This window comes from Burkholderia lata (genome assembly GCF_000012945.1).
GTDB lineage: Bacteria > Pseudomonadota > Gammaproteobacteria > Burkholderiales > Burkholderiaceae > Burkholderia > Burkholderia lata.
On sequence record NC_007510.1, the window covers coordinates 1,943,965 to 1,966,843 of the forward strand.

Genomic DNA, 22,879 nt, shown 5'->3' on the forward strand with positions numbered 1-22,879 from the left:
ATCGAATCTGCCTCATCTCCGAATGTCCAGGTACCAGTGAGCGCCACACCGCGATCGAGGCCTTCGGCATGCGCTCAATACGGGCACATGCGCACCGGATACTGACGTCCACTAGCGCCATCGACCAGGCAGAGTTCACCCGCGCTCATCGAGGGCCGCGATCCGCGAACGACAAATCGCTGCCGGCGCCCTTGGGAGATTTGCATTCCATCGCAAGAATCGGAGTGGCTCGTCGCGTCCTGTTCGGCAAAGTGCGCACCTGGCGCGGGCCATATCCGCGCGTCACCGATGCCTATGAGGAAACCATGACGACGAACCGTGTTGTGCAGCAAGCGTTCGCCTATAGCGAAGAGCAGAACTCATCGCCAACGCTGACGCGGCAGCTTCTCGAAGAAGGTAGCGTGGCTGCGCTTGCAGCCATCGATTCTCCTGGTATGCGGATGCTCACCGAGTCTGAACGATCGGCGTCGCTGCGGGAGACGCTGGCCGCGCGGCCGGCGGGAGACATCTGGGTTTTTGGGTACGGCTCGCTCATATGGAATGCGGCGATCGATGCCGTAGAAAGGCGTGTCGCAAGGGTCGATGGCTGGCATCGATCATTTTGCCTTTCAATCACGGCATTACGCGCGACAGCGGATCGCCCCGGGCTCATGCTTGCACTGGACCGCGGTGGGTCGTGTCATGGGGCCGCCTATCGTCTGGCCGAGGCGAACATCGAGCGCGAGCTGCAGTTGCTCTGGAGAAGAGAAATGGTCTGCGGTGCCTACGTGCCTCGGTGGGTGGATCTGAAAGGCATTTCCGGGGAGGCGATCGGCTCTGCGATTGCCTTCACCATCGATACGACCGTTCCGCAGTATGCAGGTCACCTCGAGCACGACGTCGTTGTACGCAAGCTGGCTACCGCTTCCGGTACATTGGGCAGCGCCCGCGACTACCTGTTTCGAACGTGCGAAGGTCTGCGCGCCAGCGGGCTCCGCGACGCTGCACTTGAACACCTCGCTGCCAGCGTGCGGATCGTTCACGCGGACGGTCTTCTGTCAGTTGCTTAGTCCATTGGACAGTCATTGTCCGTATCGACATGATCGCTCGCATTGAGATCGGTCGGCTCGTGGAGTCGTGAAACATCGACCTGTTCCGAATTGCCGCGGCTGCGCCTCAAAAGAGTAAGCAGGGCATCGTCCAAATTTGCGCAGCAAGAATCGGAGTGTTGGAAGGATTGCTGATCACTATTCTGTTGCTCAGACCATCAGATGATGTCGATGGTTTTCCGAAACCAACTGTGAGAACTTTTGAAATGAGCAAAGAAGAGCAAAACAAGGAAGTCGTCGTGCGCTGGTTCACGGAATTCTGGGGCAAGAATGTCAATTTCTCGGTGATCGATGAAATCGCCGCACCGGACATGCTGCTCAAGTACTCGCTGCATGAGCCGCGCCGCGGCCGCGAAGACATCAAGGCGTTCATGACGGACTTCCGCGCAGCGTTCCCCGATCTGAACTTCTGGGGTACGGCCGACCTGATCGCCGAAGGCGATTACGTCGTCGGTCAGTGGGAAGGCGGCGGCACCCACACCGGCCCCGCGTTTGACGACTTCCTGGTCGGCGGGCTGCCTGCTGCCACCGGCCGCACGATGCGCTTCACCGGCACGACCGTGTTGAAGGTGATCGACGGGAAAATCGTGGAAGAACTCGGGCTGGACGACGGCGTGGCCGCACTGACCCAACTCGGTCTGATCAAGACGACGGCCGTCAACGGCGACGCCTGATCGGTTAGCCGCCACCACGCCGTCCAGGCGTGACATACAGATCGGCAGGCACGGAAAAGGTCCGCACTTTGTTGCGGACCTTTTTTTGATCGTCAGGGCATCGAGTTCCAGTTGAATCGTTGAAGGGCCGTGCTTTCGAGTTCAAGAATTCAACCGCAAATACCGGAGTTTCGATCGACGGGCAAGTTCGTACACTGACATCATCCCGTAATCAAGTGAGCGATGTCCCATGACAGTCCGTTCCGTTTCTACGTTCAAATACGTCTTCCGTGCCCCGGGCAGTCGGGTTGTCGATTCCATTCGATTCGCCGTCGGTCAAACGACGCTTGGCTTGGTCATGGTCGGACGTAGTCAACGCGGCGTGTGCGCGATCTTTTTGGGTGACGATGCAATGGCCCTGCAAGCGCAACTCGCAGCAGCGTTCCCGACCAACGAACTGCGCGTTGACCAGGCTGCGCTTGCCTTGGAGCTCAGACAGGTCATTGCGTTCATCGACAACGAGCAGCCCGCCGGCGTCATCGATCTCGATATTTGTGGGACTGCCTTCCAGCAAAAGGTTTGGCAGGCGCTGTGTGAAATACCGGCTGGCCAAACCCGGAGCTACAGCGACGTAGCGCGAGATCTCGGTACCCCGGAAGCCGTTCGGGCTGTAGCAGGCGCTTGCGCCTCAAATGTCATGGCTATTGCCATTCCTTGTCATCGCGTCGTACGCAGCGACGGCTCCGTGTCCGGCTATCGCTGGGGTGTCGAGCGCAAGCTCGCGCTGTTGGCCGAGGAGTGTGCGCAATGAAGCTCAAGACTCGGCGTGAGCAGGATATGACGCCCTTGACTTACGATTGGCCGGGTGTCGAACGATCGCTCGATACTTACGGCAACGCTGTTCTTCCGAATTTGCTGACCGCAGAGCAATGCAACGCCCTTGCCGAGCGCTATGCAAAGGAGGATGGCTTTCGCACGCGAATCGTGATGGCGCGACACGGGTTCGGGCGCGGCGAATACAAGTACTTCGCGTATCCGTTGCCACCGCTGCTCGACGGGTTGCGACATGCGTTGTATCCCCGGCTTGTCCCGATTGCCAATCGCTGGAACAGGCAATTGGGTAGCGACACGCAGTTTCCGGTCGACCTGGATGTGTTTCTCGATCGATGTCACCTTGCCGGGCAGAGCCGGCCGACGCCGCTGATCCTTGAATATGGTGAGGGTGATTACAACTGCCTGCACCAGGACCTCTACGGCGACCACGTGTTCCCTTTGCAGGTAGCCATTCTGTTGTCAGCTCCCGGCTCGGATTTCACGGGTGGCGAGTTTGTCATGACGGAGTATTCAACCCAAGGCCAACGAGCAGACGTTGTCTCGCTGCGTCAGGGCGATGCAGTGGTATTCACCGTCAATCAGAGGCCTGCAATGGGGCAGCGCGGACTTCGAAGCGTGGCAATGCGACATGGCGTCAGTCGTATTCGTAGCGGCAGCCGTCACACCGTCGGCCTGATCTTTCACGATTCGAGGTGAGCATGGATTCGCTGCATCTTTTCGAGACGGAAGGTGAACACCTCCGCATTGGCGCCGACGCCGTCGTGCTTCGTGGGTTCGCCCTGCCGTATCTGCACGGACTGTTGCGTGCAATTGTCGATATTGACGCGATCGCTCCGTTTCGGCACATGGTGACGCCTGGTGGTTTCACCATGTCTGTTGCCTTGACGAACTGCGGGGCATTGGGATGGACGACTGATCGTCGCGGCTATCGCTACACCTCTGTTGACCCCGACACTGGATTGCCGTGGCCGGCCATGCCGGAGGTGTTTGCACGGCTAGCGAAAGAGGCCGCCGCGGCAGCAGGGTTCGACGATTTCGAGCCGGATGCCTGTCTCGTCAATCGCTATGCTCCCGGCGCGCGCCTTTCGTTGCATCAGGACAAGAACGAGCAGGATTTTAATGCGCCCATCGTCTCGGTCTCTCTGGGCATGAAAGCCGTGTTTCTTTTCGGTGGTCACGAGCGCTCCGATCCCACAACCAAAGTGCCGCTTTATCACGGTGACGTGGCCGTGTGGGGAGGCGTTGATCGTCTGCGCTACCACGGTGTGATGCCGCTCAAGGAGGATCCGCATGGTCTTCTCGGACGCCAGCGAATCAACTTCACGTTCCGTAAGGCGGGATGACGTCGTGAATTCGACAGCAAGGGACGGAGTGTTTTCTGGTGATGGCGCAACTAAAGTATGGCGGGTTGCTGGAGTGTACCTATGAAAACCATTTCCGTAGAACCGATGAACGAACAGTCCGAAGCGCGATACCAGGTCGAGGCGCATTGCCAGTCGCTGGTGGATATCGGTGCGGCGCGATGGTGGGTCAACGATGACGGCGCTACCGAACTGCACATGACGAGCGGCGAGACCTATCTGTTTGGGGAATGGGGTGTCACCCGGCTGAAATGAACCCAATCGGAGCGCCCAATCTGGTCTTCCGACTCACCTCGCAAGGAACATCATGCACATGTATAAGAGTGTCGTGGCATCGCCACTGGGTGACATGCTTCTCGTCACGGACGCGCAGCGAGCTGTGCGTGCGCTCGATTTCGCCGACCACCAGGCACGCCTCGATCGTGGCCTGCGCGAGCACTATGGCCGTGTTGGCTTGACTGAGGTCACCGCGCCTGACGAGATCGCCGACGCCATCACGCGTTACTTCTCGGGTGAGCTTGCGGCGTTGGACACGCTCCGGACGGAAACTGCCGGGTCCGACCTGCAGCGCCGCGTGTGGGCTGCGTTGCGCCGTATCCCGACGGGCACGACCACTACCTACGGCAAACTCGCGAAGGCGCTGGGATTCGACGATCCACGCGCGGCAATCGACATTGGCGCTGCCAATGGCGCCAACCCGATCGCGATCATCGTGCCGTGCCATCGCGTCATCGCCGCCAATGGCGATCTCAAGGGCTACGCATGGGGCCTACATCGTAAGCGCTGGTTGCTGGAGCATGAAGGGGCAATCCCGCCGCAACGCACCGAACCCCAAACTGCCACGCTGCCAGGATTTTGATTTTGACCGACACCATCTCAGCCGACCTGTCTCCGCGCGCCTATCGGAAAGCTGCTCAGTTCCTGTCGGACTTCGACAAGGACTGGGCTAGTCATATCGCCAAAATCGGCCCGTGCAGGCATGAGGCCAAGCCCGCCCGCGAGCCATACGAGGCGCTGGTTCGGGCGATAGCCTATCAGCAACTACACGCCAAAGCTGGCGATGCGATTCTTGGGCGGTTGCTTGCGCTCTATCCCGGTACGGACTTTCCCGCTCCCGAGCAACTGCTGTCGACCGATCCGGCGCTGCAACGTGCCTGTGGCTTCTCGGCTACCAAGCTGGCGACGATTCGCAGTATCGCCCAGGCTACCGTGGACGAAATCGTACCGAGTCTAGACGAGGCACGGCGCCTTCCCGATGCGACGCTGATCGAGCGCCTCATTACGCTACGCGGTGTCGGGCGCTGGACGGTAGAGATGTTCCTGATCTATTCACTTGAGCGCTCGGACATTCTGCCAGTTGACGACTTCGGTGTTCGCGAGGGTTACGGGCGTCTGAAGGGGTTGGAGAAGGCACCGACACCGCGCCAGATGCGTGACATCGGTGAAGCCTGGAGCCCATACCGGACTGTCGCCGCGTGGTACTTGTGGCGACTGCCCAGCCGATGAATTTTGATAGCAAGAATCGGAGTTCTTGCGAATGAAGTCCGGCCTATCCTGATTCCGTGATTGATGCTTCCAGGACTGCCACAATGAATACGATCACTGTCTACGAAACCGACGATGCCCGCTGGGAGGCGGTACAGGCGCGAGATGCTGCAGCCGATGGTCATTTCGTCTACGCCGTCAGGACCACCGGTGTCTATTGCCATCCGAGCTCGACGACACGCTTGCCCAAGCGCCAGAACGTAGTGTTCTACGACACTGTAGAGGCTGCGGAGGCTGCGGGCTTTCGCCCCAGCCGTCGGGCGCATGGAGACCAGACCAGCGCAGCGACGGAACGTGCGGCAATTGTGGCACGCGCCTGTCGCTTGATCGAGGCATCCGATACGCCACCCCAGCTCGACGACCTGGCTGCCGAGATCGGCATGAGCCCGTTCCATTTCCATCGCCTCTTCAAGGCAGAGACAGGTTTGACGCCCAAGGCGTACAGCTCGGCCTATCGTGCCCGCAAGCTTCGGGAGGAATTGAGCGCGCCGAATTCCTCGGTCACCAACGCCATCTATGGGGCTGGCTTCAACTCGAACAGCCGGTTCTACGAAGCCTCCGACCAGCTGCTCGGGATGCGTGCGCGCGACTATAGGGCAGGCGGTGCAGGTGCAGTCATACGTTTCGCCGTGGGGCAATGCTCACTCGGCGCCATCCTTGTGGCTCAAAGTCAGCGTGGGATCTGCGCCATTCTGTTGGGTGACGACCCGGACATGCTGGTGCGTAATCTGCAAGACCAGTTCCCCAAGGCGCAGTTCATCGGTGGAGAGAACGACTTCGAACAGTTGGTCGCCCGGGTGGTGGGCTTCGTCGAAGCGCCGTCGATGGGCTTGCATCTGCCGCTGGACGTACAGGGCACAGCCTTTCAGGAGCGCGTCTGGCGCGCGCTGCGCGAGATTCCGCCGGGCACGACGATAAGTTACGCGGAGATTGCCGAGCGAATCGGGTCGCCCAAGGCGGTGCGCGCTGTCGCGCAGGCCTGCGGGGCGAATCACCTTGCTGTGGCCATCCCTTGCCACCGCGTTGTACGACGCGATGGAGACATCTCCGGCTATCGCTGGGGAGTAGATCGCAAGCGCGAGTTGTTGCGCCGCGAAGCCGAGATTTGAAGGAGAGATTTATTGTGACTTCACCAATCACGAGTCTTGCTGGTATGGAATGGGCGGGTATTGCAGCTCAACTTGATACAGAAGGCTATGCGGTACTCCCCGGGTTCCTTGGCGAAGGAGCTGCACGTGACCTGGCACTCCTGACCGGAACCATGAGCGCGGGACAACGCGCGCAACTGGTGTCGGATGATATGGGACGCGGTGAGCTGCTCTATTTCGGCGCGAGTATGCCGGAGCCGCTCGAGAACTTGCGTACGAAGCTGTATAGCCACTTGGCTGTCGTCGCAAATCGCTGGAGCGAGATTCTCGGGAGCGGTCGCCGGTATCCGGCCGAGTTTGACGACTTTCTGGAGCAAAACAAACGGGCCGGCCAGGCACGGGGCCAATCTCACTTGAATCGCCTCGGCGTGAAGGATCATGTGTCGCTTCACCAGCGCAATGAAGGTGAGCAAGTGTTCCCGCTACAGGTCGTTGCATTGCTGTCAGAGCCGGGAGCGGACTTTTCGGGTGGCGAATTCGTGATGACGGAGCAGCGCCCGCGCATGCAATCACGTCCCATGGTTTTACCGCTCAAGCTTGGCGATGCAGCCATCATCACAACGTCCGAACGCCCTTTCAAGGGAGCGAAGGGGTATTACCGGGTCAATCTCAAGCACGCCATCAGTCGTGTGCATCGGGGTCAGCGTATTGGTCTGGAGTTGACGTTTCACAATGCCCGATAGTGGCTTGAGAGGAGAAGAATGATGGCCGCTCTGAACAAGACCTTCACACTGACTGGGGGAGATGGCAAACCTTTTGCCAGTCCTGTACGGGGAACCTTTGGTGGCCACCGTGGCGGCAAACTGTACGGCCGTCTCGATTGTCGCGCCGCGTTGCGGGCGATCGAGCGCGGTGGTTATACGAAGTACCGCGTCTTCTTTCTTGACGAAGCTACGGCCATTGCGGCCGGCTATAGGCCTTGCGCCGTCTGCTTACCTAAGGAGTACGCAGCATGGAAGCAAGCAAGGTCTGTCCAGGCTCCGACCTCCGCTTACAAGGAACCTCGCTCATGAGCTTGTTTGATTCAGTTTCCATCAGCACCGACATCGCATCGTCGCGCGACTCTCTGGAGGCTCGCATTGCGGCAGTGGATTGGGGCGCCTTGGAGACGACCTTGGGCCAGGACGGGTACGCCGTGATCCCCTCGTTGCTGGTGCCGAACCAATGTGATCAGGTATCTGGCTTTTTCTTCGAGGACGAACGCTTTCGAAGCCGTATCGTGATGGAGCGCTATGCCTTCGGGCGAGGTGAGTACAAGTACTTCAGCTACCCGTTGCCTGACGTGGTCGGCCGGCTCCGGCATTCCCTCTATCCTCATCTCGCGCCGATCGCCAATCGTTGGCATGGTGCGATGCGAATCGATCAGCGGTTTCCGGCGACTCATGCTGAATTTCGGGAGGTTTGCAAACGTGCAGGTCAACAACGGCCGACGCCGCTGTTGCTGCGCTACCAAGCCAATGATTATTGCTGCCTCCATCAAGACCTCTACGGCGAACATGTCTTCCCGTTCCAGGCAATCGTTCTGCTCAACGAGCCAGGGCGCGATTTCGAAGGTGGCGAGCTACTGCTGACAGAGAGCAATCCGAAGCGGCCTGGTCGGGCAGATGTGGTGCCGCTCCGACAGGGTGACGCAGTCATTCTTGCTGTCAATCATCGCCCCATTCGCTCCGCTCGCGGCTTCTACCGGGCGAATCTGCGTCATGGGGTTAGTCGGCTGCATTGGGGGCAGCGACACACACTGGGCATCATTTTCCACGACGCCAAGTAGCGTCCGAGGAGCTGCATCCGAAGATAACAGGGTATGACATCATGAAACGAATCGGATACGCTCCCGGCGCATATGACCTCTTTCATATCGGCCATCTCAACCTGCTACGTCAAGCGAAGCAGCAGTGCGACTTTTTGATCGCGGGCGTCGTCTCAGACGACGTGTTGGCCGTGCATAAAGGCGTAATGCCGACGATACCTCTAGCCGAGCGACTTGCGATCGTTCGAAGCATTCGGTTTGTCGACGCGGCGGTACCCGCCATGACGAACGACAAGGTCGAGATCTGGAAGACGTTGCAATTCCACGTCTTGTTCAAGGGCGACGACTGGCAGGGAACGGAAAAGGGTACGAAGCTCGAGCGCGACTTTGCCGCTCTCGGTGTTGATGTCGTGTACTTCCAGTACTGCTCTGCGACATCTAGCAGCGAGTTGCGCCGAACTCTGCGCGAGTTCGATATTCTCAGCTCAAGCTGATTGCGACCTTGAAATCGAACGTGTTCCGCGAACTACGTGACGATTGCCAAGCCGATTCATTCGAATGAGGCGCTATAGGTCGCGACTAGTCGTTGTTCGACCCTTACCAATCTGCGCACGCAAACCGCCCATTGCATAACGTTACTAACGGCTCATTCACGCTAAGCAGCTGCGCGGCAACGCGGCCACTGCTGGTTAAGCAGTGTTTCCCGATCGATGCCGGCTTCGACGAAGTGCTGTCGCAAGTCCGCGCATGAGTCGAACCAGCGATGCTATTTGGCGACGCGATCGCCGAATTCATGCCTAGCGCCTTGCCGGCCTCCCGCAGCGCGGTCGAAATGTCGCGACAGCGGAGGTCAGCACTGGCGATCGCGATCGCACTTCTGGTAGATGTACTGCATCAGGTCTTCGCGGCGCGGGTGATTGAAATCGACGTCGATATGGTCCCTACGAACGATCTACCAAAAAAGATCGCAAGTTCGTGCCGACTACTGTCGATCGTTGAAAAAGTAGAATCGCTCGCTTCCCCAGGGTTGCTCGTAAACCCTAGTGTTCTGTTTGATCTCGGTTTTGGTATGTTTATTTCAAAATATTTTACAACAAATTGCAACGAGAGCCAAAGTGCAATCAGATGAAAGGCGTTTGTAATAATTTGCGCCGTGCATTTTGCGATAAATCAGTCGAACAAGGGAAATTCCGGGGGCAACATGCATCATCGGCATTCCGAGCCTGCTCAACGCCAGGGGTATCGAGCTGCGCGTCATATCGTCCGAGGAGCCATCGCTCTGGTGGTTCTCTCTGTCAGTACTGTCGCAACTTCCGGTTCTATCAGTTATTCCTATGACGCCCTAGGCAGACTGACGAAAGCTGTATTCAGTACCGGATCCAGTACAACAACCATCATTTACAACTACGACGCAACGGGCAACCGTACGTCTGTCTCCACCACATCTCCATAACGTCGTCTTGCATCGAAACGTGTCGCAGGCTTTGAATTAATATTATAAGTAATCCTATTAATTTTCCCTAACCGGGGGACGTTATGTCCAGGATTCCGCGTGCCATCTCGCAGAGCTTCATCGCCGCTTTCCTTTTAATCGGCCTGACGACGCTCGGTTCGAATAGCTTTTCTGCTCCAATTCAATCTGCCTTGCCACAGACAAATAAGAGGGAAAGCACGGATTGGATGTTGGGTGCTCAACCACCATCGCCGAAGTCCACGACGCACTACGTGGGAAAAGTGCCGTCTGTCACCGAGGGCGGGAAAGCAATCACCTTCGTGAGCGGGAAGCCCGCTATTGCCTATTCGCCAGAGCGTCTGTCGGCTCTCGGCAGCGCAGCGGGACCCGGCAGAAATGCCGCCAACCTGTTCCCGATCTCGGGGCAGGATTGGGAGCAGTCCCGTGCTCATGTCGTCTTACCTTCGAAGATCAATCAAGGAGCCGCGGTTGAAACGAAGACCGCTGCTCCGTCAACCCGCGGTACCCGCGTGGGTGTCCTGAGCGCTGGTGGAAATGCAAGTCCTCAAGGGCCGGCGTCAATCGCGGAACTGGCGCGCGCATTGAATTACAACCCGGACGTGATCTATCAGTACGTCCACAACAATGTCGAGGTCTATCCGATCTACGGTACCCAGAAGGGCTCGTTTGGCACGGTGCTCGACAATCAGGGGACCGTGTACGATCAAGCCATGCTGATGGTTGACCTCCTGCGGGCATCTGGCTACACGGCGAGCTTCACAACCGGTGTCATCAAGTACACGGCTGCGCAGTTCAACTCGATGTACGGCGTCGACACATCAAATGTCTGTGGCGTGCTGAACCTATTGGGCAAAGGAGGGGTTCCGGTCTATGCGGCTACCGCTGTGAATCCAGGACAGTGTCCAGGCAATACGTCGGCACTCGTTGACGTGTCTGTTGGACACATCTGGGTGAAAACAGTCATCAATGGCACAACCTACTATTTCGATCCCAGCTTTAAGACTCACTCGTTCAAGACCGGTATCGATCTCGCTAGCTCGAGCATCACTGGCTACAACGCCACCACATTTCTGAATTCGGCAAAGAGCGGCGCGACCATCACCGCTGACTATGTGCAGAACATTAATCGCACGAACATTCGAAACAACCTAACGACGTACGCCAACAATCTCGCCACGTATCTGCGCGCGAATATGCCGACGGCGACGCTGGATGATGTCGTGGGCGGCAAATCGATTGACCTGATCTACGGAGCGATTCCGCACTACACGTCCCCCCCGTTGCAGAATACGGCGTATGCGCTTCAGGACCAGACCGATGTTCCGATATCAATGAAGGTGACGCTGCGAATCCAATACCAGGGGATAGACCAGACCTACACGTCTGATGCGATCTATGGGCATCGTCTAACCATTACGTACAACGCGTCCAACCAGCCCATCCTGTCGCTTGACGGCACCGCCGTTGGTAGTCCTGGAACAGCGCCATCTCCTGGCGCATCCACGCCCCTCACGCTAACCGTTACGCACAACGCATTCGGTACGACAGGCGGTGACCAGACAATCAATCAAACGATCGTCGCGAAACCGGGGAATATCTTTGTAATTGCCAATGCGTGGGGACCAACTGGTCGAGGCCTCGCGAACTTCTTCCAAACCGCACTCGGCAATTTGCGAGCATCTGGCGCTGCTGACACGTCCGACGCGGTCGGTGGGACAACGTTGGCCCTCCTTGCAGCTCAGTGGCTTGGGCAGGCTTATCAAGCGTATTACTTGAGCGAGCGCCTGTCAGGCACCTCAATCCTGCCTTATCACGATGTCGGCGTTGCTGGATATGTCGGTTCGTCATATGTTGATTTGCCGGGCGGAATGGTTGGACTCGCCAACGTTGCGGGAGACTCAACCAAGGAACCGCTCGCCTTATATCAGACAGCGATGCATACCAGCATCCTGGAATCGACCGTGGTTCAGCAGGTCAGCACTGTTTCAGCTGCTTCAACGGTAAAACTTATCGATCTGGCGGCAGCAGCTGGGCAACCAATCTACAACGCGACGTCGTCAAACTACGCGAGCGCGGTTCAGCCGAATCTGCTGAACTGCAGCGCGTATTTCGGGACTTTTAATAGCTACCTCTCCGCTGGATACAATCTGATATTGCCGCAACACTGCGATATCACGGAGAACAGCTGGACTGGTGCGGGTTACTACTTTTTTGGCCCGAACATTTTGGGCGCCATGATCAAGGGAAACCTCGCCGGGGGATACATGACCCTGGGGCAGTACCTCTCCACGCTTTCCCCGTTGGCCCAACTCGCATCGCCGTTCCCGCTCGCGATGTATAACCTTCCGGTCAACGTCCTACAAAACGGCTCCATCCAAATAGGATCCCTCCAGGGCCAGCCATTCAACTATGTCGGCGATCCGATCGGCCTGGCGTCCGGAAATTTTACGTACAACCGCGACGATCTAACCTCAGGTGTGGAGCAGTTTCCGCAAAGCCTCACCTTCAGCCGTCTGTACAGTTCGAGCGCCAAGAATCAGGACGGTGTGCTCGGCAAGGGCTGGGCGCACAATTTCAACGCGACCGCAAAGGTAAATTCGGACGGTTATCAGGGGATGGGGGAGGATTCTGCGCTCGATGCGGTAGCGACGTTGGTCGAGATGAAGGCATCGTTGGATTTGCTTTCAGACACGTCACACCCGATTGAAAAACTGGTCACCGCGACTCTCGGGCAACGATGGTTCGGCGATCAACTGATCAACAATACCGTGATCGTCACGCAAGGCCTGAATGGCGAGGTGTTTGTGAAGTTGCCCGACGGCAGCTACAACCCGCCCCCAGGTAACTCCTCGAAGCTCACGTTGAATGGGGATGGCACGTACAGCTACGACACTGTTCACCATAACACGATGCACTTCAATTCGTCGGGGAACATCGACACTTACAAGGATGCTAACGGCACGCAGGTCAACTACAGCTATACCGGAAATAACTTGACCAGTGTCAGCAACGGCTTCTGGCGTACGCTGAATTTTACCTACACGAACGGACGGGTTAGCCAGGTTTCCGATGGTGCTCGAACGGTCAAATATGGCTACGACACCAGTGGCAATTTGACGACCTTTACCGACACGATGTCGAAGAGTACGACGTACGGCTATGGCTTGCCGGGTCAGCTGACGCAGATCTTTTACCCAAGCTTCCCATCGACAGCGGGCGTCACAAATGTCTATGACAGTCTGGGACGAATCCAAACGCAAACGAATGCGCGTGGGAAAACGTATAGCTACTACTTCGCCGGATCGCGAGCGCTTGAATCCGCGCCAGGTGGCATCACCAGACTCAGCTACCTCGATGTGCTTGGGAACGTTTTGCAGCAAGCTGATCCGTTGTTCAACGTCACGCAATTCGCTTATGACGGACAAGGACGGGTGATCACCAAGATTTTGCCTCAAGGGAATGGCTTCTCGTACACATACGACGATGCATCTTGTGCGAGCTCGGACAAACGTTGTACACAGAACGTGAAGTCGACTACGCAGTTCGGCCCCTCTGGCTCTGGCCTCGCTCCACTGGTTCGAAGCTTCACCTACGAGAGCGCGTACAACAAAGTTGCAACGGAAACTGATGCGCGTGGCAATGTCACGTCATACACCTATGCGCCGTGGGGGGATATCGCGACTGTAACGTCACCGGTTGACGCAAGCGGAGTAGCGCCATGGACTGCTTACGATTATTACTCGTGGACACCGACCGGCTTTCCCACGATGTATCTGTTGTGGAAGACGACGGTCAAGACGAGTGCGTCGAATTCCACCGCGACGACGAGGACCTATGATTGGGCGCACCATGAAGTACCCGCGACCACGACAGTCGACGCGGGCACGGGAACGCTGAATCTCACGACCACCTACACCTACGACGACATTGGCAACCTGACCGTGGTGGACGGGCCGCGCACTGACGTGACCGATACGGTGACGACTGGCTATGACAGTGAACGCCGCCCGATCGTCGTCACGGATGCGCTTGGGAAGCAGACGCAAACCACTTATGACGCCGACGGCCGGCCGATTGCTGTCGCCCGGCAGATCGGCACTCAGTGGCTGACAAACTGTACACGCTACAGCGCGACAGGAAAGGTTATCCGGGCATGGGGGCCCTCGTTAACAGCATCTGCGACAACCTGCCCAGCCGAGGCTGCGCCGGTGCCGATCACGGACACTGCATATGACGATCTCGATCGGCCATATCAGAAAACGCAGTATCTCGCGGCCGCAGACGGAGGGAACAGGGTTACGACGACGGTGTACAACGTCGACGACACCATCAACACCATCCAGAAGGCGACAGGCACGGCGCAGCAACAGAACTATGTGCAATACACCTATACGCCGAACGGCAAACTCAACTCGAGTGCTGACGCGAAGAACAACCTGACCGTCTACGCGTACAACGGATTCGATCGCCTGACGAACCAGTACTATCCGCTGCCCAACACACCAGGCTCGGCAAACAGCAACGATTACGACGGCTACACCTACGACCCGAACGGCAACGTGGTGACCATTCGCAAACGTAGCGGGGACACTATCACCCAGACCTGGGACAATCTGAACCGTCTGACCGCCCGTACCTATCCGAACAGTGCGAACAACGTTCAGTTCGGTTATGACCTGCGCGGGCTACGCACCGCGTCGCAATACACGAACGGCAGTTACGCCGTGTCCTATGCCTGGGACAACGCAGGTCGGTTGCTCAATGCGACGGCGGGTGGAAAGACACTCAATTTCCAGTATGACGCTGCAAGCAATCGGACGCAGACGACATGGCCGGATGGGTTCAATACGACCACTAGCTACGATGCGTTGAATCGGCCGAGCGTGATCAAGGAGAACGGAAGCACCGCACTCGCGACGTACACTTACGACGACCTGAGCCGGGCAACCACACTCGCGTTCGGAAACGGTACGTCGATTCAACGCGGGTATGACAATCAAGGCGGGCTCTCGACGCTGACGAATGCGTTGACTGCGCCCGGCGATCAGGTGCAGTACACATACGCACGTAATCAGATCCTGGATGTGACCAGCGTCACGCCGAGCAACCTCGCGTACCAGTGGAGCAGTGGCACGATTGGAAGCCAGAGCTACACCGCAGACGGCCTGAATCGTTACACGACTGCGGCAGGAGGTTCTGCTGGGTACGACAACAATGGGAATGTAGCGAGCTACGGAGGCTGGTCGTACGGCTATGATCTCGACAATCGCCTCGTATCCGGGAGCACTGGGTTGTTTTCGACGGTGAGTCTTGTGTATGACCCGGAAAGTCGTCTGCGCCAGACTGTTGAGCCCAACGGTCTAGGCAGTCTCACGACGAACATGCTGTACGACGACACGAAGCTCGTTGCCGAATACGATTCGTCTGGCAATATCCTCCGGCGTTATGTTCAAGGTTCGGGCGCAGACAACCCACTCGTCTGGTACGAAGGCTCGGGGACCGCGAACAAGAACTGGCTGTACGTCGATCAGTCGGGAAGCGTCGTCGCGACGGCCAATGCGGCGGGAGTCAAGACGGCAACCTATACGTATGGTCCGTTTGGCGAGCCGAACGCAACGAGCGGTACGCGGTTCCGTTACACCGGACAGCAACTGATCGGTTCGCTCGGACTGTACTACTATAAAGCAAGGTTCTATTCACCTGGACTTGGGCGATTTTTTCAGACGGATCCGGTTGGCAATCGAGACGATCAAAACCTGTACGCGTATGTCGGGAACAATTCCATTAACCGAACCGACTCGGACGGATTGACCGGAACTGTTGTGGGATCGGACTCGCTACAAATTGCGGGTGACTATATTTGGGGACACGGCGATAGACATGTAAGCGATCCAGATGCTGCACGCGCAGAGATTGGCGCCCATCTCCCACCGATCGGAGATGTGGGCGGACCGTTTTGGGGGGTAACTCCGAACTATATTTATCGAGTATTTCCGTTGCCGTCGGGTGATGTAAATGTCGGAACATACTTCTATCGCCCATCAGGGATACCGTATTAATATCCGGGCGTGTATCGTAAAGAAATTTGGAGTGAATTTATGAATACGTCGTCGTTTCGGGATCTTAGCGAGTTGGAAGTTGCCATTCTCAATCGAATGGCGAGCTGCGGCGTGCCAAATAAGGAAACGCTGATCGCACAGATTTCAACCGCAAGGGCGTGCCAAATAGATGATGAGGGATCGATTCAACTTATTACGAGTAGCGATCGAAAATACAATGACACAACCGGGCCGTTAATAACAGCCGTACAAGCAGATATCGACACAGTGCAGAATTTCGGCCCATATATTAATTTTGTTTTGATATTGAAGGACGGATTTATCGATGAATTGGAAATTTACAAAGATGACGGTGGGCGGATAGTTTTCGACTTCAATCCAGATAATTTTTCCATGACGTGGGGTGGTCCGAGAAGTCTCTGAGGCTCGCATGGAAGGTAATGGCAGACGGTGACGAGGCATATTTGGCTAATGGATGTGTGTCAACGCACTATTTAGGTTTTGGTGCGGCAAGCGAGCTTGCGCGCGATCAAATTTCGTACTTTTCTGTTGACCTACCACACGCCATAGACGACGAGCAGTGCGGCGACGAGCGCTTCCTTGCGATACGTCTCCATACGCTTGGGCCAAAGGATCGCGCTCACCTGACCAGTCTCGTCTTCGAGCGTCATGAGCAGCACGCCTTTTGGTGTTGCCAGCCGCCGCTGGACCGTGACCAATCCGGACGTACGCGCGAGCTGTCCGCTGCGCAGCATCGCCACGAGCCGGAGGTATGCCACGTTTGAATTAAGTGGCTCAGTACAGATTCAACAACCCGCCGACTAGTTTGCAACTTGTTTTCCCGGTGTTCTCAGCGACACACCGAGAGTGCTATCTCGGGTTTCAGGTATCCGGCCCGTCCAAGTAAGGCAGAAGGTACTGCTGCATCATTGGGCTTTGTAATCCATCGCTTCCGCTCCGTCACAAGCGAAGGTCTGCTACCTTACTCTTTCTGGCCGGCCAAATAAAACTAATATAGTGGTAGGTCAGATATAGAGTCGTTGAGCGAAACTCAATCTCGTCTTCGACATAACCAGCTGATAGGGGACAAGCCAGTGACGATACTGCAAGAAATCCATGCGTGGTCCAAGGATCTCGCGGCCTGGCAACAAGACGCCATCGCCAGGCTTTATGCGAACCGGACGCTTGGCGCGGCCGATTTGGATGACCTCTACGCCTTGGCTAAAGCCGAGGTTGGCATCCCTGATTCTGAAGGGCGTGTGGCCAAGAAGCTCCAAGATGCTCAAGTAGCGCCGCCTGCCAATCCAACTCGCGTTGTTCTATTGACGGCCATCAAGCAATTGGCCAACGTCAATGCGTTGGCGAACGGTGCCTGCCTGCCCATTGCCCGGGCAGGTATCACAAGCATCTACGGTGAAAATGGCGTTGGAAAGTCCGGGTATTCGCGGGTATTCAAGAAGGCCTGCCGAGCACGCGATCGGCGCGAGCCCATCCTGCCCAACGCGAACCTGGAGCCCGGAAAGAGCGGACCAGCGCAGGCCACGTTCGCGACGGAGATCGACGGCGTCGCGATGGATTTGCTTTGGAAGGATGGTGTCGAGCCACCTGAGCCCATGGCGGATATCGCCATTTTCGATTCGCACTGCGCTCGAGCCTACATCGACAACCAAGGTGACTTCGCCTACGCTCCATATGGGCTGGACATCCTCGAAGGACTGGTCGGTGCGTGCAACAAGCTGAAGGCTTGGGCCACGGCTGATAAGGCGGCAAATACCCCGAGCAATGCTGCCTTTGCGGTCCTTGCCGGGGAGCAAACGGAGGTCGCCAAGAAACTGCTCGGTATCCCTGCCAAGACCAAGGCAGAAGACATCGAGATGCTGGCCACGCTCAGTGAGGCCGAACTGGAGCGGCTCGCCTTGCTCAACAAGACCTTGGCAGAGGCTGATCCGAAGCAGAACGCTTTGGCCCTGCGACAGAAGGCCAGTCGCATCACCTCACTGAAGGAACGGACCGCCGCGGCGATCGGTGTTGTGAACGATGAGAAAGTCGGTTCGCTTGAGGCGTTGATTGGCAAGTCGAAGATGACCAAGGCAGCGGCAGAACTCGCGGCCGCTGAGTTCAAGGCGACGCCTGGCCAACTGGCGGGCACCGGTGGAGATGAATGGAAAGCCCTCTTTGAGGCATCCCGAGCGTTTGCCGATTTCAGTCACGTGGATCACGAATTCCCTGAACTATCCGCGGAGGACGTCTGCCCCCTCTGTCAGAATCTTCTCGGGCCTGAGGGGGCGGCGCGGCTACGCCGATTCGATGCCTTCATCAAGGCCGCTGCTGAGAAGGCGGCGAAGGATGCGCGCGAGGCCGCCGCTATCCCCTTCAGGGTGATTCAGCAGGCGAGCGTGGACTTGATGTTCCGCGACGCGTTGGTCGAGGAGGTGACCGAGATCGGGGCGGAAGTTGCCGCGGCCTGTACGGCCCTTCAAGAGTCCCTCAAGGCGCGCCAGTCGGGCGTGCTCCAAGCGGCCGCCGGTAAGCTGGACTGGGATGAACTCCCCAAACTCACAGACGATCCACAACCCGGCTTGACCGACCTCGTCAATCGCCTGCTGGAACAGGCCAAGGCACTCGATGCTACCGCTGACGAGAAACTAAAAGCGGCCATGGTTGTAGAGCGTGCGGGACTCGATGCTCGCCGCAGGCTAGCTGAAGTCAAAGCAGCAGTGCTCGAGGCGATCTCCAAACATGAGTTCTGCCGTAAGTTGCAGGCCTGCATCAATGGCATGGAGACGAGGGGGATTTCGAGGAAATCCACGGAGCTTTCACGCACGACTGCCAGCCAGGAACTGGCCGATGCCCTCAACGATGAACTCAAGCTCCTCAAGGTCCATCACCTCCACGTTGTGATGAAACCCGAGTCGCCCGGTGGTAAAACCCAGTTCAAGCTCACCCTGCAATTGCCGGGCGGCGGTACGCCGGCGGCCATTCTCAGCGAAGGCGAGCAAAGAGCCATTGCCATTGCATCCTTTATGGCGGAGATTCGACTCGGCAAAGGGCGAGGCGGCATCGTACTCGACGACCCTGTCTCGTCGTTGGACCATCGGCGCCGATGGGAGGTCGCTGAACGTCTAGCGAGAGAGTCGCTGACCCGGCAGGTGATCGTTTTCACCCACGACATATACTTTCTTCTCATCTTGGAGCAGAAGGCGGCGGACGTCGGTGCAACGCTGACCAAGAACTATATCCGCAGGACGGCAGAGGGCTATGGTGTCCATTCAGAGGATTTACCCTTTGACGTGCTGGGTACAAAGGACCGCCTAGGACGCCTGAGGCAGCTTCTGGTTGGTGTGCGCAAGGCGGCGAAGGATGGCGACGAAGACCTGCACCGACAGTTGACGTCCAAGTGCTATGGGCAGCTCCGACTCGCATGGGAGCGCTGCATCGAGGAGGTTTTGCTCAACGGGGCCGTGCAGCGTTTTGGCGAGGGTGTGTCGACGCAACGCCTCAAAGGAGTGACGGTCACGGACGGCGACTATCTTGAGATTGACGCGGGCATGACCAAGTCTTCAAAGTTCGAGCACGACGCTGCAGCTGCCGTTGGCAGGCTTCCTATACCAGACCCAGACGAACTTAGCGACGACATCGAGCGCTTGGCTAAGTGGCGCGAGACAATCAACAGGCGAGTGGACGGCATTGCTAAAGGCACGGCCAGTAGGTCGGCCCTTTTTGCCACCTGATTTTTCATTCCAGTCAGTCATCGAAAACCATTCGTAGTCGGGTCTGTCACTGTCCAGTCCGAACGAGCGGCTGCGGCAGCAGCCAAGAGCAGTCAGTAGGCGGGAGGCCTGGGATCGTCGAAAATCCCGGATTTCGATTCAAGCGCTGGGACCTTGCGTCGCTGGAAGCTGGAGTTGAGATTTGCCTCCGTTCGGTAAGTTCTCGCAAGAGGCATTACCAGGCAAATAGCATGACGAGCCATTTACGCCCGCACCGACGTAGAGAATCTAATGAACTACCACGAAAACAACACCGCTCCCTTGATATACGATGACATTGCGGGATACGTCAGCGCGCAGCTCAATGCGCGCATCGATACTCTAGCCCGATCCGGTAGGGGCGGGTTAATCGTACCGGTCACTCCCGGTCCGTTTTTCGTACTGCTCGCGCTCGCCGAAGGTTCAAGGGACGTTCGACCTGCCCACAACTCATCCGAAAATGCCGTTGAGGCGCTCCGCTCGGCAAGTCCCGGCGGCCATGCTATCGCGAATCGTACCAGCCGCATGCCTGCGCGGACGTACTGTTTCGGCGAGCCGCACAGACTCGGAGATCCATGCCACGCTTACGTCCATATACACGATGACTCGTTCGATGCCCGACGTCGTGGCGTTCGCGACTCAGTCTGTGTTGCTGGCATGATCGAGATTGCGTGCGCTATGCCTGTGGATCCGCGTTATGGCATTAGCGGCTTGTATGAATTTGAGCGGACAGCAGCGCAGGACGCCAACGCACTTCAAGTGTCCTTTGATCGTCTCGGGCTCCGGCCTGACGGCCCACTCTTCGCGGTTGCTGCGTTGCTTCAGGTTAACGATTTGCGTGTGACCCGAGTAAGCGAGCTAACGAACTCCCCCGAGGTGGTCGGAATGCTGCGGACGCCCGTTGTGCGGATGATGCCGCAACGGATCGAGCACATGAAGGACCTAACCGGTCCAAGATTAAAGGAGTTCTATTCAAGTCTTTGGACGGACATACAGGATAAGGTAACACGACGATGCGGGGGTACAGGCCTAGCGCCGGACGAGACTGACGCAGCGTAGCTTTTTGATCAAGGATTTGTCACATAGGTCGCAGATACTGCCGTGTGGTTGATGGCGTAGCATCGTGAGTGCTCGAAAATGAATTGTTCCGGCCGGACTTTCGATTACGAGGTCGGAAAAGGACAACTCGTTGACAGCGACCAAGCATCTAATGGGCGTTCGCCCTGCATCTCGATTCAAGCACAAGCCTTCGCAACTGCTTCACTGTCTTCGAATGGGCGAAAGCGCGTGATGAGGCCATTCTCCACGGTGAAGTCGAACACGAACTCGCATTCGATCAACTTTCCTGTCCGTTTCACGCGTGTTGCCAGCGCTCCGATAATGACGACCCTGTTGCCTTGGGCCAGCACGTCCTTCACGTCGAAGCGCTCATTGACGGTCTCCGCACGCAGCGTGGCGTAAAATTGCACGACTCCGGATTTTCCATGCCAACGGCCTGCCCACGGCACAACTTCACGATCTCCAACGACGAACCAATCGACATCGGCACTGATCAAATCCTCGATTTCGGCTAAATCTGCAGCGGTTGCCGCACGTCGAGAGAACTCATTTACAACGTCGATCGCAGTAGGTGTCGGCATGTCAGCTCATTCCGCATGTAACAACATCGATGGCATTTCGCAACGCGAAGCTTTGGCTTTCAATAGTAGATCAAATTTGGCTTGGTTGCGACCTGAGTGAAGGAGCACTCAGGTACACAGGTCGGTCGGACTGTAACGGATTTCAGTTTTCACCCGCGTTTCACGATTCCCAGCCGGATACGACCGCTTTAATAGCGAACTTCGCTGTCCACCAACATCGGCAACGGTTGTGAGGTCTGGCCGTTGACTGTCGCACCGGCAAGTATGAAATTCGGTGCGGCCTTGCTCGTCAAGTCGGCCGGGAAGTTCAGCGAGGGCTCGGACACCTCGTCGAGCATCGCACGATGTTCCGCAGCCAGATTGATCTCGAGCGCGGCGAGATTGGCGCGAAGGTGATCAACGCGCCGCGTGCCGATCAGTGTCGAAGTCACGCCAGGGCGGCTGCGAACCCAGGCCAGCGCGACGGCCGCGGGGGCCACTTCCATCTCGGCGGCGACCGAGAGCAGTACATCGATAACCTTGTAGTCGCGCTCGCCCGGGACGCCAACCAGCGCGGCACGTTCGGATTTAGAATTCGCGGCGCTTTCGCGTGTGTATTTTCCCGACAACCATCCGTTCTTTAACGGACTCCACGGCATGATGGCGATGTCGAGGTCCGTCGCCATCGGCACAAGCTCCCCCTCGACGGTCCGCTGCAGCAGCGAATACTCGACCTGCATCGAGATCAGCGCCGCCCAGCCGCGGAAAAGCGCTGTCGTTTGGGCTTGAGCGACTTTCCAGGCCGGCGTATCGGAAATCCCGATATAGCGGACCTTGCCGGCCGTTACCAAGTCATCGAGTGCACGCATCGTTTCTTCTATCGGAGTGTGCCGATCCCAGATATGCATCTGATAGAGATCGATGTAATCGGTCTGCAGGCGGCGTAAGGACGCCTCGCATTGGTCGATGATCGCCTTGTGCCCCGTGCCGCCACCGTTCGGGTTTCGAAGATGAAGATTGGCAGCAAGCTTCGTTGCGATGACACTCTGGTTGCGCGTGCCTTTCCGTGTAGCGAAAAAGTCCCCGATGATTTTCTCGGAGTGTCCGTTCGAATACACCTTGGCCGTGTCGATGAGATTGCCGCCGAGCCCGAAGGGGCTGACACGCAGCCCGGAACGCCCGAGCGTAACGTAGGAATCAAGTGACATCGGATTGCTCCACAGATCAAGGTCTTTGCATGCTAGGCGACCGATGAGCCGTGGCAATCGTCGGTTACGACGATCTTTTGGGGGCACTGCGCGTGAGGAGTTCCTCGACCCTAGCGCACGTCGGAAATTCGTCACTTTCGACGAAGCAAGCGACGACAGCCGCGCTCACAATGCGTCGTAATCGAAACGAATTTCCACGGCGACGTGATTGGGGAATGCGAATGAACAGCCCGCGACACAGTGAGTTGCACACCTACCTGAACCATATCGACGGCAATGACGTGCCTCCAGCCGGCGGACAATTCTTTCCCACGGAGAATCCGTATGACGGCAATGCGTGAAGTCCGTCGCTCGACAGCCGGTCACGGTCCGCTTACAGTAGGAGGCCTGTGGG

General features: G+C 57.4%; 19 protein-coding genes. 17 read left to right on the top strand and 2 right to left on the bottom strand.

The window, feature by feature from the left end; genetic code table 11:
• Positions 1–224 precede the first annotated feature (224 nt).
• The 17 genes from BCEP18194_RS14720 (at position 225) to BCEP18194_RS14790 (ending at position 19,640) form a co-directional block, all read left to right on the top strand.
• Entirely contained in the window at positions 225–1,049 is an 825-nt protein-coding gene (locus BCEP18194_RS14720; protein WP_157687177.1) for a gamma-glutamylcyclotransferase, read from the top strand.
• Between the two features lie 245 nt (positions 1,050–1,294).
• The gene (locus BCEP18194_RS14725; protein WP_011352077.1) at positions 1,295–1,762 is read left to right on the top strand and encodes an ester cyclase; all 468 of its coding nucleotides are present in this window, start codon (positions 1,295–1,297) and stop codon (positions 1,760–1,762) included.
• Positions 1,763–1,991: 229 nt separating this feature from the next.
• Positions 1,992–2,552 (top strand): methylated-DNA--[protein]-cysteine S-methyltransferase, encoded by a 561-nt coding sequence (locus tag BCEP18194_RS14730; protein ID WP_011352078.1) that lies wholly within the window; start codon positions 1,992–1,994, stop codon positions 2,550–2,552.
• Positions 2,549–3,271: a 2OG-Fe(II) oxygenase gene (locus BCEP18194_RS14735; protein ID WP_011352079.1), complete on the top strand. Its 723-nt coding sequence runs from the start codon at positions 2,549–2,551 to the stop codon at positions 3,269–3,271. Before BCEP18194_RS14730 ends, BCEP18194_RS14735 begins: the two co-directional genes overlap by 4 nt.
• A 2-nt stretch (positions 3,272–3,273) precedes the next feature.
• Entirely contained in the window at positions 3,274–3,918 is a 645-nt protein-coding gene (alkB, locus tag BCEP18194_RS14740; RefSeq protein ID WP_011352080.1) for a DNA oxidative demethylase AlkB, read from the top strand.
• Positions 3,919–3,999: 81 nt separating this feature from the next.
• Positions 4,000–4,191: a hypothetical protein gene (locus BCEP18194_RS14745; protein WP_041492837.1), complete on the top strand. Its 192-nt coding sequence runs from the start codon at positions 4,000–4,002 to the stop codon at positions 4,189–4,191.
• Between the two features lie 52 nt (positions 4,192–4,243).
• A complete protein-coding gene (locus BCEP18194_RS14750; RefSeq protein ID WP_011352082.1) occupies positions 4,244–4,795 on the top strand; it encodes a methylated-DNA--[protein]-cysteine S-methyltransferase in 552 nt (183 codons plus the stop codon).
• 2 nt (positions 4,796–4,797) lie between these two features.
• On the top strand, positions 4,798–5,442 hold the full coding sequence (locus BCEP18194_RS14755; protein ID WP_011352083.1) for a DNA-3-methyladenine glycosylase family protein: 645 nt from the start codon (positions 4,798–4,800) through the stop codon (positions 5,440–5,442).
• An 83-nt stretch (positions 5,443–5,525) separates the two neighbouring features.
• Positions 5,526–6,590: a bifunctional DNA-binding transcriptional regulator/O6-methylguanine-DNA methyltransferase Ada gene (gene ada / locus BCEP18194_RS14760; RefSeq protein WP_011352084.1), complete on the top strand. Its 1,065-nt coding sequence runs from the start codon at positions 5,526–5,528 to the stop codon at positions 6,588–6,590.
• Positions 6,591–6,634: 44 nt separating this feature from the next.
• A complete protein-coding gene (locus tag BCEP18194_RS14765) occupies positions 6,635–7,312 on the top strand; it encodes a 2OG-Fe(II) oxygenase (protein WP_011352085.1) in 678 nt (225 codons plus the stop codon).
• A gap of 18 nt (positions 7,313–7,330) precedes the next feature.
• Positions 7,331–7,642 carry an Ada metal-binding domain-containing protein gene (locus tag BCEP18194_RS40760; protein ID WP_011352086.1) on the top strand — a complete coding sequence of 104 codons (312 nt, stop codon included), beginning with the start codon at positions 7,331–7,333 and terminating at the stop codon, positions 7,640–7,642.
• Positions 7,639–8,397, top strand: coding sequence for a 2OG-Fe(II) oxygenase (locus BCEP18194_RS14770; RefSeq protein ID WP_011352087.1), 759 nt, complete (start codon positions 7,639–7,641; stop codon positions 8,395–8,397). Before BCEP18194_RS40760 ends, BCEP18194_RS14770 begins: the two co-directional genes overlap by 4 nt.
• A gap of 41 nt (positions 8,398–8,438) precedes the next feature.
• A complete protein-coding gene (locus tag BCEP18194_RS14775; RefSeq protein ID WP_011352088.1) occupies positions 8,439–8,870 on the top strand; it encodes an adenylyltransferase/cytidyltransferase family protein in 432 nt (143 codons plus the stop codon).
• Positions 8,871–9,139: 269 nt separating this feature from the next.
• Complete coding sequence (locus tag BCEP18194_RS41190; protein WP_011352089.1) at positions 9,140–9,505, top strand: hypothetical protein; 366 nt, start codon at positions 9,140–9,142, stop codon at positions 9,503–9,505.
• A gap of 407 nt (positions 9,506–9,912) precedes the next feature.
• On the top strand, positions 9,913–15,909 hold the full coding sequence (locus tag BCEP18194_RS14780) for an RHS repeat-associated core domain-containing protein (RefSeq protein ID WP_011352090.1): 5,997 nt from the start codon (positions 9,913–9,915) through the stop codon (positions 15,907–15,909).
• Positions 15,910–15,948: 39 nt separating this feature from the next.
• Complete coding sequence (locus BCEP18194_RS41195; RefSeq protein ID WP_157687179.1) at positions 15,949–16,332, top strand: hypothetical protein; 384 nt, start codon at positions 15,949–15,951, stop codon at positions 16,330–16,332.
• A 671-nt stretch (positions 16,333–17,003) separates the two neighbouring features.
• Positions 17,004–19,640, top strand: coding sequence for an AAA family ATPase (locus BCEP18194_RS14790; protein WP_011352092.1), 2,637 nt, complete (start codon positions 17,004–17,006; stop codon positions 19,638–19,640).
• A 1,253-nt stretch (positions 19,641–20,893) separates the two neighbouring features.
• Here BCEP18194_RS14790 and BCEP18194_RS14800 read toward each other — a convergent pair.
• Both BCEP18194_RS14800 and BCEP18194_RS14805 read right to left on the bottom strand, forming a co-directional pair.
• Positions 20,894–21,298, bottom strand: coding sequence for a nuclear transport factor 2 family protein (locus tag BCEP18194_RS14800; RefSeq protein WP_011352094.1), 405 nt, complete (start codon positions 21,296–21,298; stop codon positions 20,894–20,896).
• Positions 21,299–21,486: 188 nt separating this feature from the next.
• Positions 21,487–22,485, bottom strand: a complete 999-nt coding sequence (locus BCEP18194_RS14805) for an aldo/keto reductase (RefSeq protein ID WP_011352095.1) — start codon at positions 22,483–22,485, stop codon at positions 21,487–21,489.
• Positions 22,486–22,879 lie beyond the last annotated feature (394 nt).